Source organism: Crossiella sp. CA-258035 (assembly GCF_030064675.1).
In the GTDB taxonomy this organism is placed as follows: domain Bacteria; phylum Actinomycetota; class Actinomycetes; order Mycobacteriales; family Pseudonocardiaceae; genus Crossiella.
In genome coordinates, this window is record NZ_CP116413.1 from 6,147,440 (window position 1) to 6,161,187 (window position 13,748).

The following is a 13,748-nucleotide window of genomic DNA, read 5'->3' on the forward strand; positions in this document are numbered from 1 at the left end:
CCGTGACCGGGCTGGCCGTCGGCCTCGCGCTGCGCTGGCCGGGCGAGCACGCACTGGACGGGCTGGGCTGGCCGTTGTTGCTGGCCGGGTGCGCGCCGCTGCTGGTCCGCACCCGGTTCCCGCTGGCCGCCCTGGCCGCGCACAGCCTGCTCGCGCTGCCCTACCACTGGCTGGACTACCCGCACGAGGCGCTGATCGTCCCGGCGATGGCCCTGCTGTTCAGCGCCGCGGAACGGCTCGCTCGCCCCTGGTCCTGGCTGGCTCCCGCGGTCCTGGTGCTGCTCACGGTGACCTCCGAACTGGTGCAGGACGGGGAGATCACCCTCGGCCTGCTCGGCCCGGTCGGCTGGCTGGTGGCCGCGGCGGTGCTCGGCGCGGCCGTGCGCGCCACCAGGACCGCCAGGGCCGGCCGCCGGGCCGAGGCCGCGCGGCTGGCCGCCGAGGAGCGGCTGCGCACCGCGCGGGACCTGCACGACGTGCTGGCGCACAGCATCACCGTGATCGGCGTGCAGGCGGGGGTGGCCGCGCACCTGCTGACCACCGGGCCGCTGGACCGGGCGGCGCTGGCGGAGACCCTGGACGGCATCACCGAGTCCTGTGGACGGGCCAGGGCCGAGGTGCGCGCGGCCCTGGACTCGTTGCGCGGCCCGAGCGTCGAAGCGTCCTCCGACCGCCTGCCGGTGCCCGGACTGGCCGGGCTGCCCGCGCTGCTCGGGCCGGTGCGCGCCACCGGCATCGAGGTCGAGCTGCGCGCCGACGAACTCGCCGGACTGCCGCCCGCGCTGGACGTGGTGGCCTACCGGATCGTGCAGGAAGCCCTGACCAACCTGGTCCGGCACGCCCGCGCCACCCGCGCCTCGGTGGAGATCACCCGCACGCCGAGCCACCTGCTGCTGACCGTCGCTGACAACGGTCGCGGGACCGCTGACAGCGCCGGGCTGGGACTGACCGGGCTCGCCGAACGGGCCCACGCCCTCGGCGGCACGCTCAGCACCGGTTCGCCCGCCGCGGGCGGGTTCCTGGTCATGGCCGAACTGCCCATCCCGGAGGCGGCATGATCCGCGTGGTCCTCGCCGACGACCAGACCCTGGTCCGCCGCGCCTTCGCCCTGCTGGTCGGCTCCGCGCCGGACATGACCGTGGTCGGCGAGGCCGCCACCGGCACTGAGGCGGTGCGCGCGGCCAGGGACCACCGGGCCGATGTGGTGGTGATGGACATCCGGATGCCCGAGCTGGACGGGGTTGAGGCCACCCGGCTGATCGCCGGGGACGAGGACCTGGCCGGGGTGCGGGTGCTGGTGCTGACCACCTACGACACCGGGGACAACGTGGTGGCCGCGCTGCGCGCCGGGGCCAGCGGGTTCCTGGTCAAGGACACCCAGCCCGCGGCGCTGCTGGAGGCGATCCGCACGGTCGCCGCCGGGGAGTCGCTGCTGTCCCCTGGGCCGACCGCGACGTTGATCGCGCGGTTCCGGGAGACGCCGGAACCTGTTGTCCGGCAAGGGGAACTCGCCGCGCTCACCGCGCGGGAGACCGAGGTGCTGACCCTGGTCGCACAGGGCCTGACCAACCACGAGATCGCCGCGCGGCTGGTGCTCAGCCCGCTGACGGTCAAGACCTACCTGAGCCGCCTGCTCACCAAGCTGGACGCACGCGACCGGGTGCAGCTGGTGATCCTGGCCTACCGGGCCGGTCTGGTCTGACCGGCCCGGCAGGCGTTGGGGATCAGTCCGCGACCAGGGCTTCCAGCGGGCTCACCCTGGCCGAGCGGCGGGCCGGGCCCACCGCGGCCACCAGGGCCAGCGCCACCAGGCCGAGGCCGACCGCGGCCAGTTGCAGCCAGGGCACGGTGACCGAGCCGAACAGCTCCAGGCTCTGCACCGCCAGCCCGCCGTAGAGGCCGCCCAGGCCGAGACCGACCACCGCGGCGCAGGCGCCGAAGACCACCGCCTCCCAGGCCAGCGCGGCCCGCAGGCCGCCCCTGGACAGGCCGATGGCCCGCAGCAGGCCGGACTCCTGGGTGCGCTCCACCACCGACAGCGACAGGGTGACCGCGACGCCGACCACGGCGACCAGCACGGTCATCCCGACCAGGCCGAGCGCCACCAGGCTCATCGTGTTCAGCGCGGTGGCCAGCTCCTTCTTCTCGTCCTCCGGCACCGTGATGCGCACCCCGCCCTCGGCGGTGGCGACCACGCCGACGGCCTTGCGCAGCGCGTCCACATCGGTGCCGGGGGCCGGGTCGACCAGCAGCTGGTTGACCGCTGCCTTGGGCTCGACCGTGGTCAGGTCGCCGGGGAACAGCGAGACCGAGCCGAGGGTGCCCGCGTCGCGGTAGACCGCGGCCACGGTCACCTCCAGCTTGCCGCCGCCAGGACCGCTGACACCGAGCTTGTCGCCGAGCTTGGCGCCCAGCTTGACCGCCAGGACCTCGGACAGCCCGGCCTTGCCCTTGCCCAGGTCGGTGAGCTTGCCCTGGTCGACCCTGCCCTTGGTCAGGGCGGGGAAGGTGCTGACATCCACGCCGACGGCGTAGATCTGGTCGAGGCTCGCGCCAGGTCCCTTCAGCGCCACCCGAGCGCTGAGCAGCTTGCTGACCTGCCCGGTCTCCGGCAGGGCGTCGACGGCCTTGGCCGTCTTGTCCGCGATGCCGTCGGCGTCGTTGGACTCCACGCTCAGCTTGGCCGGGTAGCGGGCGTCGATGCGCTCGTTCGCACCGGCCTGAGCCGAGGCGAGCCCGACCAGCACGGCCGCGATCAGGCCGACGCCCATGGTCAGCACCACGGTGGTGGCCGCGGTCCGCTTGGGCACCCGCAGCGCGTTGCCGACCGCGATCCGGCCAGGGACCTTGCCGACCGCGCGCACCGGGGCGCCGACCAGCCTGGCCAGCAACGGCATCAGCAGCGGCCCGCCCAGGATCAGCGCGGCGAAGGCGAAGACCCCGGAGGCGACCACGGAGAGCATGTTGAGCTCCGAGCCCTTGTCCCCGCCCGGCCGCAGGAACAGCAGCCCCACCGCGGTCAGCAGGCACAGCGTCATGAACACCACGCGCGCCTTGCTGCGCCCGGTGCCTGCCTCGCTGACCTTGGCCGCGCCCAGCGCCGCCACCGGCGGCACCTTGGTGCCCGCGACCGCGGGCCCGACCGCGGCGATCACCGTGATCACGGTCGCGGCCAGCACGCACAGCGCCAGGTTCACCCAGGAGACCTGCAACGAGGGCAGCGGGGTCTCCACCTGGGTGTTGATGATCGCCAGCGCCGCGTGCCCAAGACCCAGCGCCAGCCCGGCGCCGAGCACGCCCGCGACCAGCCCGGAGGCCCCGGCCTCGGCCAGCAGCGCGCGCAGCACCTGTCCGCGCGAGGCGCCGACGCAGCGCATCAGCGCGGTGCGCCGCCGCCGCTGCGCGATGACGATCCGGAAGGTGGAGGAGACCACCAGCGCCGCAGCCAGCATGGCCAGGCCGGTGAACACGCTGAGCACCATCAGGATCTGGTCCGCCGAGCTGCCAAGGCGGTCGGTGTCGATCTTGCGCTGCTCCGCGCCGGTGCGCACCTGCTGCACCTGGTCGCCGAGCTTGGCCTTGATCGCGGTTACCACCTGCTCCGGCGTGCTGCCCGGCTTGGCGGTGATCTCGTAGGTGTACCAGGAGGAGCGCGGTTCCAGCCCGTGCACGGTGGCGGGCGAGGCGACCAGGGTGCGGTCCCCGCCGCCCTTGATCTTCACCAGCCCGGTGACGGTCAGCGTCGCGGCCTGCTGACCGCCGCCGCGGCCGATCAGCGAGACGGTGGAGCCGACCTTGAGGTCCTCCCGCTTGGCGGTGGCCTCGCTGACCGCGACCTCGTTGGCCCCGCCCGGCAGCTTGCCGCTGAGCAGGGTCGCGCGGGCCAGCGCGCCGGGGGTGTCCGCGACCACCCGCCACGGCTGGCTGGAGTCCTTGGCGCTGTAGAGGTAGGCCGCGCCCTCCGGCGCCACCTCGTCGACCCCCGGCACCGCCTTGAGCTCGGCGGTGAAGTCCTTGCCCGGCTTGTCCGGGTTGTTCGGGTCGTACTCGGTCTTCGGGGTGAAGACCGCGGCGGCCGCCTCCGGGGTGGTGGAGGCGGTGTTGATCAGCGCGACCCGCAGGGTGGCGGTGAACATCAGCGAGGCCGCCGCGAACATGGTGGCCACCACCACGGCCAGGCCGGTCAGCAGCAGCCGGGTGGGCCGCTGCTTGATCTCCTGGATCACGGTGCGCAGCAAGGGCGAACGCGCCACGGTCAGACCCCCAGCTTGCGCAGCGCGTCCAGCACGGAGTCCGCGGTGGGCTGGTAGATCTCGCCGGCCAGGCGGCCGTCGGCGAGCAGCACCACGCGGTCGGCGTAGGAGGCGGCCACCGGGTCGTGGGTCACCATCACCACGGTCTGGCCGAACTGGTGCACCGAGCGGCGCAGCAGGTCGAGCAGCTCGTGGCCGCTGCGCGAGTCCAGGTTGCCGGTGGGCTCGTCAGCGAAGATCACCTCGGGCCGGGACACCAGCGCCCGCGCCACCGCGACCCGCTGCTGCTGACCACCGGACATCTCCGAGGGCCGGTGCGTGAGCCGGTCCTTGATGCCCAGGATCTCCACCAGCTCGTCGAACCACGTGCGGTCCGGCTGCTTGCCGGCCAGTTCCAGCGGGAGCAGGATGTTCTGCTCCGCGGTCAGCTGCGGCAGCAGGTTGAAGGACTGGAAGACGAACCCGATCCGGTCCCGGCGCACGGTGGTCAACGCCTTGTCCGACAGGGTGTTCAGCTCGGTCTCGCCGAGGAACACCGAGCCGCTGGAGGCGGTGTCCAGCCCGGCGAGGCAGTGCATCATGGTCGACTTGCCGGAGCCCGAGGGCCCCATGATCGCGGTGAACCGCCCGGCGTGGATCTCCAGGTCGACCCCGTCCAGCGCCCGGACCGCGGCCTCGCCACGGCCGTAGACCTTGACCAGGCCGAGAGTCCGAGCCGCGACCCGCAGGTCGGCGCCCCGGAGCGTGGGCGGAGCTGACGTCACGAAATCCTCCAAAGAGTCCAAATGGGACGGTTCGTACCCCAGACCGTCCCAAGTGGACGGCGACCGGCCACGATTCTGGTTGCCCGCCACCCCGGCCGCCACCGGTGCAACCCCGGGATTACCCCGAGATGGCCCGGGGACGGCTACGGGCTCTGTGGTTCAGACCACGAACGGGCAAGCGCAGGCAACCCGGGGCCGTCTCGCGCGTCGCGCGGACGCTCAGTCGCCCAGCACTTCCCGCAGCACCGGCAGGCTCTCCCGGTACCGCGCCGCGTACCGCTGCGCCTGCCGCCCCCGCCAGTACGGCCCGCCGTTGTACCGCGCGGTCAACTCCGCGCCCTGTGCCTCGGTCAACTCCCCCGCGAACCCGGCCTCCTGCCGCAGCCCGGCCAGGTGGATGGCCGCGACGTAGATGCCCTGCCGCGGTTCCTTCAGCGTGGCGATGATCTCCCGCCGCTGTGCCCTGGTCAGCGTGCCGGGGTCGTAGCCCAGTGCCTCCGCCCCACGCCGGACCTGGATGGCCATCGGGCCGTAGGAGGTGTAGTCGGGGTTGCCGGCCGCGCGGCCGGGGAGCAGGCGTTGCGGGATGGTGCGGCGCAGCCAGTCGACGAGGTCGTCGAGCACCATCGGCTTCTCGCCGACCTCCTGGTAGGCGACGCCGGCCAGCACCTCGGGCGGGATGTCGTTGTCCTTGGCCGCGACCTCGATGATCTCCCGGTTCTCCCGCAGCCAGCGGGCGCGGAACCGGGTCCGGCCCTCGCCCAGGCCGCTCCACCACAGCAGGCATTGCCAGGTGCGCCAGGTGATCGTGCCCCCCGGCAAGGCGGTGGCCCGGCCGCGCACCTGGCGCAGCGCGGGCGAGACGGCCGACTCGCTCACGGTTCCACCGTAGCGAAAGCGGTCACAGCGGAAGGCCCGGCCATCCTTGGCGGGATGGCCGGGCCTTGACTGCTCCGCTTGCTACAGGTACTGGCCGGTGTTGCTGGCGGTGTCGATCGCCCGGCCCGACTCCTGGTTCTTGCCGGTCACCAGGGTGCGGATGTAGACGATGCGCTCGCCCTTCTTGCCGGAGATCCTGGCCCAGTCGTCCGGGTTGGTCGTGTTGGGCAGGTCCTCGTTCTCGGCGAACTCGTCCACGATGGCGTCGTGCAGGTGCTGGACGCGCAGACCGGGCTGCTTGGTGTCGAGCACCGCCTTGATCGCGGCCTTCTTCGCGCGGTCGACGATGTTCTGGATCATCGCGCCGGAGTTGAAGTCCTTGAAGTACAGGATCTCCTTGTCACCGTTGGCGTAGGTGACCTCCAGGAAGCGGTTGTCCTCCGTCTCGGAGTACATCCGCTCCACCGTGTGCTGGATCATCGCCTGGATGCACGTGGACCGGTCGCCGCCGAACTCCGCGAGGTCCTCCTCGTGGATGGGCAGGTTCGCGGTCAGGTACTTGGCGAAGATGTCCTTGGCCGCCTCGGCGTCCGGCCGCTCGATCTTGATCTTCACATCGAGCCGCCCTGGCCGCAGGATGGCCGGGTCGATCATGTCCTCGCGGTTGGAGGCGCCGATGACGATCACGTTCTCCAGGCCCTCGACGCCGTCGATCTCGCTGAGGAGCTGGGGCACGATGGTGGTCTCGACGTCGGAGGAGACACCGCTGCCACGAGTCCGGAAGATCGAGTCCATCTCGTCGAAGAACACGATCACCGGGGTGCCCTCGGATGCCTTCTCCCGGGCCCGCTGGAAGATCAAGCGGATGTGCCGCTCGGTCTCGCCGACGAACTTGTTGAGCAGCTCGGGGCCCTTGATGTTGAGGAAGTAGGACTTGGCCTGTCCGTCCGTGTCGCCACGGGAGGCGGCGACCTTCTTCGCGAGGGAGTTCGCCACGGCCTTGGCGATCAGCGTCTTGCCACAGCCGGGCGGACCGTAGAGCAGCACGCCCTTGGGCGGGCGCAGCTCGTACTCGCGGAAAAGATCGGAGTGCAGGAACGGCAGCTCCACCGCGTCGCGGATCTGCTCGATCTGCTTGAACAGGCCGCCGATGTCCTCGTACCCGATGTCGGGGACCTCTTCCAGCACCAGGTCCTCGACCTCGGCCTTGGGCACCCGTTCGTAGGCGAACCCGGCCTTGGAGTCGACCAGCAGGGAGTCACCGGGCTTGAGCGGCTGCTCGAGCAAGGGCTCGGCCAGCCACACCACCCGCTCCTCATCGGCGTGCCCGACGATGAGCGCCCTGGCCAGGCCCTCGCCCTCGGTCAGCACCTCGCGGAGCGCGCACACCTCACCGGTGCGCTCGAACGTGCCGCCTTCCACCACGGTCAGCGCCTCGTTCAAGCGCACGCTCTGACCGAACTGGAGGCTCTCCGCTTCGACGGCCGGCGACACCGCGACCCGCATCCGGCGACCCGCGGTGAACACGTCCACCGTGGAGTCCTCGTAGCGGGCCAGGAAGACCCCGTAACCGCTGGGCGGCTGGGCGAGGCGGTCGACCTCCTCGCGCAGGGCCAGCAGCTGTCCTCGGGCTTCCTTCAGCGTCTCGACCAGCTTGGCATTGCGTTCTGTGAGCTGACTCACTCGAGTTGTGGCCTCGGCGAGTCGCTGCTCCAGCAGCCGCGCGTGCCGAGGAGACTCGGCGAGCTTTCGGCGTACCAGGGCCAGCTCGTCCTCAAGGAACCGAATCTGTGCACTGAGTTCAGCGGCCGTGCCACCGCTGATCCGCTCGCCACCCTCGTCGGGCTGGCTGCCGGGACGATCGTGCTGCATGTCGGCACCCCTCCTCCCGTGCTCTGTCCGTTCACGGTACCGGCGATCACCGACAACAACGTTGTTCTACATGGCAACCGGGCGTGGCGGAAGGTCACAACCGCCCACTCGGCCGGTCGAACTGCTCCATCTCGGTGTAAGGACTACCGGTGCACCCACTACGGTGCGTCGAGTAGAGGTCGGTCAGCGCCCGAATGGGCGGGCCGGCGGCGCGAGCGGTACCCATAGGAGATCCTGATGTCCGTCCCACCGCCTCAGCCGGGACCAGCCGGCCGGCAAGTTGGCTGGGGACAACAGCCTGGCGGCTACCCACAGCAACCGGTTCCCACCCCCCGAACTGGACCGGAGCAACGACCGGGTGGACTTTCCGCAGCGTACCAATATCTGGGACGCCTGCGGCGGAAGTCGAAGGCCGGGGCGGCGGCCGGTTACCCGGCCCAGGGCCCGCACAGCGGCTACCCCGTGTCGCCCGGAATGCACCCCAACCCACTCCCCTGGGTGATCGGCGGGGCAGGCGTGGCCGCGGTGGGCATCACCACGATCCTGGTGCTCGGCTTCACCGGTGGCGGCGGGTTCGGCACCGCGCAGGCGGTGGTGGACGCCTACGTGAAGGGCGTGAACGAGGGCGTCACCGATCCGGACCTGTTCTGCCCGGCCTACCGCAAGCAGGCCGACGACGACGCGGGCCGGACCAGGGAGCAGCTGGCCAGCATCGGCGGCGGCGCGGCAAGCCCGGCGAAGGCCACCGCGACGGCCGGAAAGGTCACGGAGAGCGGGACATCCGGTAGCGCTGTGGTCACGTTGGAGGCGCAGGGACCCGCCGGTTCGTTGAGAATCAAGAACACACTCGCGCTGACGCAGGACGAGGGCTGGACGATCTGCGGGGTCATCCCGGAAATCGACTTCCCACGGCCGACGCCACCCGGCTCCGGCGGCTGACGAACGCGACACCCCCGACGACGAAGGAGCGCCGAGGTGACCTACCCCCCGCAGGGCCCCTACGGACAGGACCCGTACGGCCAGCAGCCCGATCCCCATGGGCAGGGCCATGGGCAGCAGCCGGGGTACGGCCAGCAGCCCGGCTATGGGCAACAGCCCGGGTACGAGCAGCAGCCCGGCTATGGGCAGCAGCCCGGCTATGGGCAGCAGCCGGGGCACGAGCAGCCTGGTTACGGCCAGCAGCAGCCCGGCTACGGTCAGGACCCGTACGGGCAGCAGACCGGTCCGTACGGCCAGCAGTACCCGCCCACCGGCGGCTTCCCGCAGCAGGGCTACGAGCAGCAGCCGCAGTACGGCGGTCCGCAGTACGCGGCCTACCAGGCGGCGCAGTCCCAGCCGCCGAAGAAGAAGACCGGCATCATCATCGCCGCGGCCACCGCCGCCGTGGTGCTGCTGGGCGGCGGCGGCACGCTGATCTACTTCCTGACCCAGTCCCCGGACCCGAAGGAAGTCGCCACCGCGGTGCTGGCCAACTACCAGCGCGACTTCGACAAGAGCGTCCTGGAGATCAACGGGGAGAAGGACTACCAGCCCTACCTGTGCGCGGAGGACATGAAGAACCTCCGGGAACGCCGCGAGGCCGTGCAGAAGCAGGAGTCCTCCCGCACCGCCACCCCGACCAAGACCACCACCGCGCACAACAGCAAGGCCACCATCACGGTCGCCTCGGTCGAGGCGAACGAGGAGGCCGGCACCGGCACGGTCAAGGCGGACCAGACCAGCACGGACAGCAGCGGCAGGGAGAAGAAGCAGCAACGCTCCTTCCGCCTGGTGAAGGAAGACGGCGAGTGGCGCATGTGCGGATTGATCGCACCGCTGGAGCGCTCGGGCGGGGGTTCGGGGTCGACCTCGGCGCCGCGACCGACGCTGTCGATTCCGCGGATCACGATTCCCAGCATCAGCATTCCGAGCCTCAGCATCCCGACTTTCCCCATGCCGACCACTGGCGGCTGAGCCCGAAGCGCGCGAGGGGTTGGCTTGACAACACAAGAGGTCCTCTCGTCTTCTCCGTACGGCCTGGAGACTGCGCACCGCATCCCAGCGAGCAGACGCTCTCAGCAACCGCCGCCAAAGCCTCGCAGCGTGACGGCGGCTGCTCGCTGGGATGTGGTTCGCTGTCGGAAGGTCGTGCGGAGAAGACGAGAGGGACTCGAACACGCTGGGTCTTGAGTCGGCAACACAAACCCCGCCCCGCAACCTGCTTGTCCCGGGTGTTGATCTGCCCCACCCCTCCGGGGGTCTGCCCGTCCGGCGAGGACATTCTTTTGATCTTGGGGTTGAAGATCAAAACCCAAAAGAAGTGTCCTCGCCGGACGGGCAGACCATCAAAGCAGGGGGGAAGATCAAAGGCGGCGAGATGGGTTGCAGACCAGTGCCAGTTTGTGTTGGCGCGCTTGCAGCAGTGTGGGTGGTTCCGCGGGGTCTGGGTGGTTCTGCTTCGACGGCCTTCCAAAACCAAACCAGCCCTGTCAAGCGCCCCGGTCCCAGCCCTCGGTGCGGCCGGGTTAGACGGTGGGGCGCTTGACAGGGCTGGTGTGTTTTTTCCAGGCCGTCGAAGCAGAACCACCCAGACCGGCCGCTCCGTTTGCAAGCAAAAGCGAAGGCGACAAGCCAACCCTGTCGCGAGCCCCTTACCCCTTGCTCGAGCGGCGTTGCGGCTTCGGTGTGATCACGCCGTCGGCCAGCTTCCGGGCCGTCAGCAGGAAGGCCGTGTGTCCCACCATCCGGTGTTCCGGGCGCACCGCCAGGCCCACCACGTGCCACGGCCGCATCAGCGTCTCGAAGGCCTGCGGCTCGGTCCACATCTCCTGCTCCCGCAACGCCTCCGTCACCTTCGACAGCTGCGTCGTGGTGGCCACGTAGACCACCAGCACGCCGCCCGGGATCAGCTTGCTGGCGATGGTGGGCAGGACGTCCCACGGGGCCAGCATGTCCAGGATCACCCGGTCCACCTCGCCGCCGTCGTAGTCGTTGACGTCGCCGAGGGTGAGGGTCCAGTTGGGGGGGACCTCGCCGAAGAAGCGGGTGACGTTGCGTTCGGCGTGTTCGCGGTGGTCCTCGCGGATCTCCCAGGAGGTGACGCTGCCCTTCTCGCCTACCGCGCGGAGCAGGGAGCAGGTGAGGGCGCCGCTGCCGGCGCCTGCTTCCAGGACCCGGGCGCCGGGGAAGATGTCGCCCCACATCAGGATCTGGGCGGCGTCCTTGGGGTAGATGACCTGGGCGCCCCTTGGCATGGACAGCACGTAGTCCGAGAGCAGGGGGCGCAGGGCGAGGAAGGTGGTGCCGCCGACGGAGTTGACCACCGAGCCCTCGGGCTGGCCGATCAGGGCGTCGTGCGGGATGGCGCCGCGGTGGGTGTGGTACTCCTTGCCCTCTTCCAGGACAACGGTGTACTTGCGGCCCTTCGGGTCGGTGAGTTGCACCCGGTCGCCGGGCTGGAACGGGCCGCTGGTGGAACTCACCGGGTGTTACCTCCGCACTACTGGCGCGACGTGCGCCTACTCGAGCTGGCGCACGATCCTAGCCCCGGCGCCGGCGCAGGGCGTCCCGCAGGTCCTCGCGGTGCAGCACGCCGGCCGGGCGGCCGTCCTCGTCGACGACCAGGAACTGCCACGCCGCGGTGCCGCGGACCCGGTCGATGATCTCCTCGCCGGGTTCGGAGTCCAGGATGACCGTCTCGGCGTTGATCGGCTCGGCGGCCCGCTCCGCCGGGGCCAGGGGGCTGGTCGCGGCCAGGCGGGCGGCCATGGCGGCGTCCAGCAGGCCCGCGGCCACGCCGTCGGCGCGGACCAGGACCACGCCCCGGCCGGCGGAGGCGTCCAGGGCGTCGGCGACCGGGCTTTCCGCTGGCAGTTGCAGGATGGGGCGGACCAGGGCGGCCAGGGTCAGGCCCTCCGGCCAGGTGCGCTGCTGCTCGTTGGCCATCTCCGCGCCGGCGCCGATCACTACGAACCAGGCCATCAGCACGCACACCGCCAGCCGCAGCCACCGGTCCGGGGTGTTCGCGGCCAGGCCCATCACCGCCCACCAGACCATCGCCGCGGCCACCACGCCCGCGCCGACCACCGCGACCCTGGTGCCGGTCATCCGCTTGCCGGTGGCCGCCCACACCAGGGCGCGCAGCACCCGGCCGCCGTCCAGGGGCAGGCCGGGCAGCAGGTTGACCACGGCGACCGCGGCGTTGGCCACCGCGACCTGGAGCACCAGCAGCCACAGCACGCCGCCGTCGCGGACGAGCAGCAGGGCCAGCCCGGCCAGCGCGGCCAGGCCGACCGACACCGCGGGTCCCGCGGCGGCGACCCAGCCTTCCTGGCCCGGTTTGCTCGGGGTGCGGACCAGCTCGGCCGCGCCGCCCAGCAGTTGCAGCCGGACCCGGCGCACCGGCAGGCCCAGGCGCAGCGCCACCACGCAGTGGCCCAGCTCGTGCAGCAGCACCGACACCGCCAGCAGCACCGCGAACGCGGCGGCCAGCAGCACCGAGGTGACCAGGCCGGTGCCGGGCACCAACATCTCCACCAGCGGCGTGTACAGCACCACGATCGCCACCGCCAGCAGCCACCAGGAGTGGGCCAGCAGCACCGGCACGCCGCCGACCCTGCCCAGCAGCAGGCCACCGTCACGCAGGCGCGGACGGCCGCCTCGGCCGTGGATGGTCGTCACGACCGGTGAGCCTAGGTCTTGGGGTGTGGTGTCGCCGTGACGGCGCTCCGGGCAGTGCGGTTGCCAGCTCGTGCGCGGTGGATCTCGTGCGTGAGCGCCGGAGTCCAGGTCGTTCCTGGCGGTGCCGCCGGGACGGCCTCGTACCGGGTTGTACGTGGCCGTCCTGGCGGTGCCGCCACGAACGGGCTGGGCCCGGCGATCGCGTGCGAGATCCACCGCGCACGAGCTGCTGTCAGGGGTCTGGCTTAGGGTGCAGAGCGTGACCGATACCGCGCGGGATGCGACGCCCTCGACCGAGCCCGTCCTCGGCGAGGCGCAGGCACAGGTGCCGGCGCCGAGGCAGGCCACGCGCAGGCTGGCGCTGTCCCCGTCCAGGGCGGGGGACTTCAAGCAGTGCCCGCTGCTCTACCGCTTCCGCGCGGTGGACCGGCTGCCGGAGAAGGCCACCAAGGCCCAGGTGCGCGGCACGCTGGTGCACGCGGTGCTGGAGGAGCTGTTCGCCAAACCGGCCGCCGAGCGGGTGCCGGCCACCGCGCACGCGCTGGTCGAACCGGCCTGGCAGCGGTTGCAGCAGGAGCGGCCCGAGCTGGCCGAGGAGCTGTTCACCGGCGCGGACGACCCGGAGCAGGAGCCCTGGCTGAACTCCGCGCGTGGCCTGGTCGACGCCTACTTCGGCCTGGAGGACCCGCGCCGCCTGCAGCCGGAGGCCTGTGAGCTGCTGGTGGAGACCGAACTCGACAACGGGATCCTGCTGCGCGGCTACATCGACCGCCTGGATGTGGCCCCCACCGGCGAGATCCGGGTGGTCGACTACAAGACCGGCGCGGCGCCACGGGAGATCGGCGAGGCCAAGGCGCTGTTCCAGATGAAGTTCTACGCGCTGGCGCTGTGGAAGCTGCGCGGCGTGGTGCCCAGGCAGCTCCAGCTGATGTACCTGGCCAACCGGGAGACGCTGAAGTACACCCCGGACGAGGCCGAGCTGCGCCGCTTCGAGCGCCTGGTCTCCGCGATCTGGCAGGCCATCCTGACCGCGGGCCGCACCGGCGACTTCCGGCCCAGCCGCAGCCGGTTGTGCGACTACTGCAACCACAAGGCGCTCTGCCCGGAGTTCGGCGGCACCCCGCCCGCCTACCCCGGCTGGCCGGAGCCCGCCGCGGAAGCCGAGACCGTGCTGGACCGGACGGACTGATCCGCCAACTGCCCCATTGGGCACGCATTCGGCTATTCGCCCGATGTTCCGCGCAATTCGCGCGCACCCCCTAGATCGTTTCGCTATAACGGAGCCATCGGTTCGCCGGTATCCGTTTCCCGGCGTAATTCG

Annotated in this window: 11 protein-coding genes; 5 read left to right on the top strand and 6 right to left on the bottom strand. The window is 71.3% G+C overall.

Annotation, left to right across the window (positions count from 1 at the left end; all coding sequences use genetic code 11):
* Positions 1-2: 2 nt before the first annotated feature.
* Together N8J89_RS27640 and N8J89_RS27645 are read left to right on the top strand one after the other, a co-directional pair.
* Positions 3-1,058 carry a sensor histidine kinase gene (locus tag N8J89_RS27640; protein ID WP_283659933.1) on the top strand — a complete coding sequence of 352 codons (1,056 nt, stop codon included), beginning with the start codon at positions 3-5 and terminating at the stop codon, positions 1,056-1,058.
* Positions 1,055-1,702, top strand: coding sequence for a response regulator (locus N8J89_RS27645; protein WP_283659934.1), 648 nt, complete (start codon positions 1,055-1,057; stop codon positions 1,700-1,702). The genes N8J89_RS27640 and N8J89_RS27645 overlap by 4 nt, the downstream gene beginning before the upstream one ends.
* Positions 1,703-1,724: 22 nt before the next feature.
* Here the strand turns inward: N8J89_RS27645 and N8J89_RS27650 are convergent, their stop codons facing one another.
* The 4 genes from N8J89_RS27650 to arc all read right to left on the bottom strand — a co-directional run bounded on the left by N8J89_RS27650 (position 1,725) and on the right by arc (position 7,768).
* On the bottom strand, positions 1,725-4,253 hold the full coding sequence (locus N8J89_RS27650; protein WP_283659935.1) for an FtsX-like permease family protein: 2,529 nt from the start codon (positions 4,251-4,253) through the stop codon (positions 1,725-1,727).
* Positions 4,254-4,255: 2 nt separating this feature from the next.
* The gene (locus tag N8J89_RS27655; RefSeq protein WP_502868503.1) at positions 4,256-4,981 is read right to left on the bottom strand and encodes an ABC transporter ATP-binding protein; all 726 of its coding nucleotides are present in this window, start codon (positions 4,979-4,981) and stop codon (positions 4,256-4,258) included.
* A gap of 255 nt (positions 4,982-5,236) precedes the next feature.
* Positions 5,237-5,896 carry a hypothetical protein gene (locus tag N8J89_RS27660; RefSeq protein ID WP_283659937.1) on the bottom strand — a complete coding sequence of 220 codons (660 nt, stop codon included), beginning with the start codon at positions 5,894-5,896 and terminating at the stop codon, positions 5,237-5,239.
* Between the two features lie 81 nt (positions 5,897-5,977).
* Positions 5,978-7,768, bottom strand: coding sequence for a proteasome ATPase (arc, locus tag N8J89_RS27665; protein WP_283659938.1), 1,791 nt, complete (start codon positions 7,766-7,768; stop codon positions 5,978-5,980).
* Between the two features lie 498 nt (positions 7,769-8,266).
* Here arc and N8J89_RS27670 point away from each other — a divergent pair, with 498 nt between their 5' ends.
* Positions 8,267-8,707, top strand: coding sequence for a hypothetical protein (locus N8J89_RS27670; protein WP_283659939.1), 441 nt, complete (start codon positions 8,267-8,269; stop codon positions 8,705-8,707).
* A 36-nt stretch (positions 8,708-8,743) separates the two neighbouring features.
* Positions 8,744-9,721 (top strand): Rv0361 family membrane protein, encoded by a 978-nt coding sequence (locus N8J89_RS41790; RefSeq protein WP_349497406.1) that lies wholly within the window; start codon positions 8,744-8,746, stop codon positions 9,719-9,721.
* 677 nt (positions 9,722-10,398) lie between these two features.
* On the opposite strand, the gene N8J89_RS27685 is transcribed toward N8J89_RS41790, so the two are convergent.
* Both N8J89_RS27685 and N8J89_RS27690 read right to left on the bottom strand, forming a co-directional pair.
* Positions 10,399-11,229, bottom strand: coding sequence for a tRNA (adenine-N1)-methyltransferase (locus N8J89_RS27685; protein ID WP_283659940.1), 831 nt, complete (start codon positions 11,227-11,229; stop codon positions 10,399-10,401).
* A gap of 58 nt (positions 11,230-11,287) precedes the next feature.
* Positions 11,288-12,427, bottom strand: coding sequence for a site-2 protease family protein (locus N8J89_RS27690; RefSeq protein ID WP_252486828.1), 1,140 nt, complete (start codon positions 12,425-12,427; stop codon positions 11,288-11,290).
* Positions 12,428-12,752: 325 nt separating this feature from the next.
* Here N8J89_RS27690 and N8J89_RS27695 point away from each other — a divergent pair, with 325 nt between their 5' ends.
* Positions 12,753-13,616: a RecB family exonuclease gene (locus N8J89_RS27695; protein WP_283666260.1), complete on the top strand. Its 864-nt coding sequence runs from the start codon at positions 12,753-12,755 to the stop codon at positions 13,614-13,616.
* Positions 13,617-13,748 lie beyond the last annotated feature (132 nt).